Source organism: Paraburkholderia sp., assembly GCF_035948235.1.
In the GTDB taxonomy this organism is placed as follows: domain Bacteria; phylum Pseudomonadota; class Gammaproteobacteria; order Burkholderiales; family Burkholderiaceae; genus Paraburkholderia.
Genome location: NZ_DASZJJ010000225.1, coordinates 1 through 3,787 on the forward strand (window position 1 = coordinate 1; position 3,787 = coordinate 3,787).

At 64.0% G+C, this 3,787-nt stretch carries 4 protein-coding genes and 1 pseudogene; 4 read left to right on the forward strand and 1 reads right to left on the reverse strand.

The genetic code is table 11. The features are described from left to right. Positions 1–279: pseudogene (locus VG320_RS19495) on the forward strand (glycosyltransferase family 2 protein); the annotation flags it as partial. Positions 280–426: 147 nt separating this feature from the next. Further along, positions 427–876, forward strand: a complete 450-nt coding sequence (locus VG320_RS19500) for a PRC-barrel domain-containing protein (RefSeq protein ID WP_327201721.1) — start codon at positions 427–429, stop codon at positions 874–876. A gap of 42 nt (positions 877–918) precedes the next feature. Here the strand turns inward: VG320_RS19500 and VG320_RS19505 are convergent, their stop codons facing one another. Further along, positions 919–1,863, reverse strand: a complete 945-nt coding sequence (locus VG320_RS19505; RefSeq protein WP_327201722.1) for a LysR substrate-binding domain-containing protein — start codon at positions 1,861–1,863, stop codon at positions 919–921. A gap of 157 nt (positions 1,864–2,020) precedes the next feature. Between VG320_RS19505 and VG320_RS19510 the strand changes: the two genes are divergently transcribed. After that, entirely contained in the window at positions 2,021–2,887 is an 867-nt protein-coding gene (locus VG320_RS19510; protein ID WP_327201724.1) for an FAS1-like dehydratase domain-containing protein, read from the forward strand. Between the two features lie 53 nt (positions 2,888–2,940). Beyond that, a partial coding sequence (locus VG320_RS19515; RefSeq protein ID WP_327201725.1) for an acyl-CoA dehydrogenase family protein occupies positions 2,941–3,787 on the forward strand: 847 nt, incomplete at its 3' end.

Consider the following 3,787-nt stretch of genomic DNA (forward strand, 5'->3'; position numbering starts at 1 on the left):
CTGACGCTGCCGCCCGAACTCGAACCGGCACGGCGCCTCGCCTTGCACCGGCTCGTGCCCATCGTGGTTTCGCTGCTGGCGCGCAACCGCCAGGCACGCGCGGGGCTGAATCTCGCGCTGACGCATTTGTATGCGTACCGTTTCGGCCTGAGCGTGCGGCTTTACTATCACCTGCTGATGATCTGGAAAAGCGCGTGGCTCGCACGGCGGCCTGCGCCCGCCCAGCTTTTCGAAAACGATGACCCCGTCGTGGATGTGACCCGTACGCGCGTGCCCTGATACGGTTGCGGCATTCGATCACGCGCTGTGCAACATTCAGCTTAAGCGCAGCCGCCGGCCATTCCCGCTAGTATGTCAATCCGATGTCCTGTTTGCGGCCACGCCGCGGCCAGCTTTGGATCACGACTAAAACCAGGAGCACGATAAATGTCTTTTCGCATGACGATGTTGGCGGCAGCCGTAATCGCCGCAGGTGTAGCCAGCGCCAGCGCACAAGCCCAGGTCGCGGGCGCGCAGCCGCTGAGCGTGACGGTCGAGCAATCGCAGGCGCTACTCGAAGGCTGGAGCGTGAAGAAAAGCGTGCTGGGCAAGGCGGTCTATAACGACGACAACGCAAAGATCGGCACGGTGCGCGACTTGATCGTCGCGCCGGACGGTTCGGTGTCGGCTGCAATTGTGTCGGCGGGTGGTTTCCTGGGCGTTGGCGTGCACGATGTGGCGGTGCCGATCGCCGCGCTCGACGTGCGCAGCGGCAATCTCTATCTGCCGGGCGCAACCAAGGAAGCGCTCAAGGCCACACCGGCGTTCCAGTACGCCAAGATCGAATCGCCGCCCAAGCCCAAGCGCGTCGATAGCAACACGAAGGCCGCGCAGTAAACAAGCTTTCCTGATGCGCAGCGCTCGAACGGGCGCCGCGCATTAGCCTGCCGCAATCCCCTCCGCGCGCAGTTCGATTCCCGTCCAGACGCCCGCCGCAGACAACTCTTCGATCAGATCGCAGATCGTGCGCCGCACCGCCAGCGACGCCGAACTGACCGGCAATGCGTTCGGCCAGCAGATACTCGCGGGCCGCCGGATCAGCGGATCGACGATGCGCCGCGTCTTCGGGCGCTCCGCGCTGGCGCGCAAAGCCAGCGCCGATGCCGGCAAAATCGTGCAAGCCGCGCCCGATTGCGCCGCGGACAGCAGCATCGGCAAAGAATCGATATCGGCGATGATATTGAGCGGCACCTGCTCGCGCGCGAAGGTGCGCTCCAGCAGCAGACGCAAGCCGTTAGCCACGCCGGGCGCCACCATCGGCACATCCGCCAGCGAGGCGAGCGTGCAGGTGCGCACACGCGCGGATACACCCGGTTCGCCCATCAGATAAAGCTCTTCGTCGAGCACCGGCAACGCCGAAATGCCGGGCGTGGCCGTATCGCGAAACAGGATCGCCAGATCGAGACGGCCATTCGCGAGCAGTTCGTTCAGATAGCCGCTCATGCTCTCGAAGAATTGCAGGCGGATGCCGGGAAAGCGCTCGCGTACGCGCTCGAACACCGGCATCGCCAGCACCGAAGCCATCGTGGTCGGCAGGCCGATGGCCACCGTACCCGATTCCGCGCCCACGCCTTCGCGCACTTCCTGGCGCAACTGCTCCATCTGATGCAGCACGAGCCGCGCATGGCGATAAAGCGCCTGGCCAGCGGCGGTAGGCTTCACACCCTGCGGGCTGCGCACGAGCAGCGGCACGCCCAGATCGTCCTCCAGCTTGGCGATCTGCTGGCTCAGCGACGGCTGCGCCACATAGAGCTTTTCAGCCGCCTTGCCGAGGCTGCCATAGTCGACGATGTTGACGAAATAACGAAGCTGACGAACGTCCATGGGCGCGGCCCTCGATGCGAGGGTCATAGGATACCCTTATGACCGGCACATTCAATCCGTATTTCCGCGTGCCGGAACATTCGCATACAGTCGGCTCATTCGCTTTCGACTCATCGAACAATTCGATGCGCCAGCGTAAAAGGCGCAGGAGACGGCTATGCCCACACCTTCCACTGAAGCGGCCCACGGGTCGATTCACGGGTCGACACAATCTGTCAGCGACACGATTTCCCCTGCCCCCGCTGCCGCGCTGGCCGCCACGCTCGATTGCAGCCAGGTGCCGCGCGTGGGCGACGCGCTGCCGCCAATCTGGCACTGGCTCTACTTCTGGTCCGCCGCGCAGCAGGCCGATCTTGGCGCCGACGGGCATCCGCAAAAAGGCGGCTTTCTGCCCGATCTGGGCCTGCCGCGCCGTATGGCCGCCGGTGGGCGCCTCACCTTCAACGCGCCGCTGACGATCGGTGCACAGGCCGAGCGCGTCTCGCGCGTGCTGTCGGTCGAACACAAGAAAGGCCGTAGCGGACGCCTCGCGTTCGTGACCGTCGAGCACGAGATCAAGGCCAACGGCGTCACGGCGATACGTGAAGAGCAGGACATTGTTTATCGCGAAGCCGTACAGCCCGGCGCGGCAAACCCGGCGCCGGCGAAACCCACCGCAGCGCCAACCGACGCCGACTGGCGTCACGCCATCACGCCCAGCGAAGTCCTGCTGTTCCGCTATTCCGCGCTCACCTTCAACGGCCATCGCATTCACTACGACCGCGACTACGCGCGCCACGCGGAGGGCTATCCCGACCTCGTCGTGCACGGCCCGCTGATCGCCACGCTGCTGCTCGATTCCCTTGCGAGCGCAGCGCCGGACGCCGTGGTGCGCGAGTACCGCTTCAAGGCCGTGCGGCCGACTTTCCTCGGCCACGGCTTCACGGTATGCGGCCGCCGCGGCGCCGACGGCAAGCAGATCGAACTCTGGGCGCAGGACCACGAAGGCTGGCTGACGATGTCGGCGCACGCCGTGCTGGCCTGACACATCCGAACGCACCCAGCGAATCTTCAAAGCATTTAGACGGATAACCAGCAATGACCGAAACGACCGACCAATACCAGGACATTCGCGACGCCGTGCGCGATCTGTGCAGCCAGTTTCCAGACGAGTATTTCCGCAAGATCGACGAAGCGCGCGGCTATCCCGAAGCGTTCGTCGATGCGCTCACCCAGGCGGGCTGGCTCGCCGCGCTGATTCCGCAGGAATACGGCGGCTCGGGTCTGGGTCTCACGGAAGCGTCGGTGATCATGGAAGAGATCAACCGCAGCGGCGGCAACTCGGGCGCCTGCCACGGCCAGATGTACAACATGGGCACGCTGCTGCGCCACGGATCGGAGGAACAGAAGCGCAAATATCTGCCGAAGATCGCCAGCGGCGAACTGCGTTTGCAGTCGATGGGCGTGACCGAGCCGACCACCGGCACCGACACCACCAAAATCAAGACCACCGCTGTGCGCCGTGGCGACCGCTATGTGATCAACGGCCAGAAGGTGTGGATCTCGCGCGTGCAGCACTCGGACCTGATGATCCTGCTGGCGCGCACCACGCCGCTTTCGGACGTGACGAAGAAAAGCGAAGGCATGTCGATTTTCATCGTCGATCTGCGCGAAGCCATCGGCAAGGGCCTGACCGTGCAGCCGATTCTCAACATGGTCAATCACGAGACCAACGAGCTGTTCTTCGACAACCTCGAAATCCCGGCGGAAAATCTGATCGGCGAGGAAGGTAAAGGCTTCAAATACATCCTCGACGGCCTCAACGCCGAGCGCACCCTGATCGCTGCCGAATGCATAGGCGACGGTTACTGGTTCATCGAGAAGGCCGCGCAATACGCCAAGGAGCGCATCGTCTTCGATCGCCCCATCGGCATGAACCAGGGCG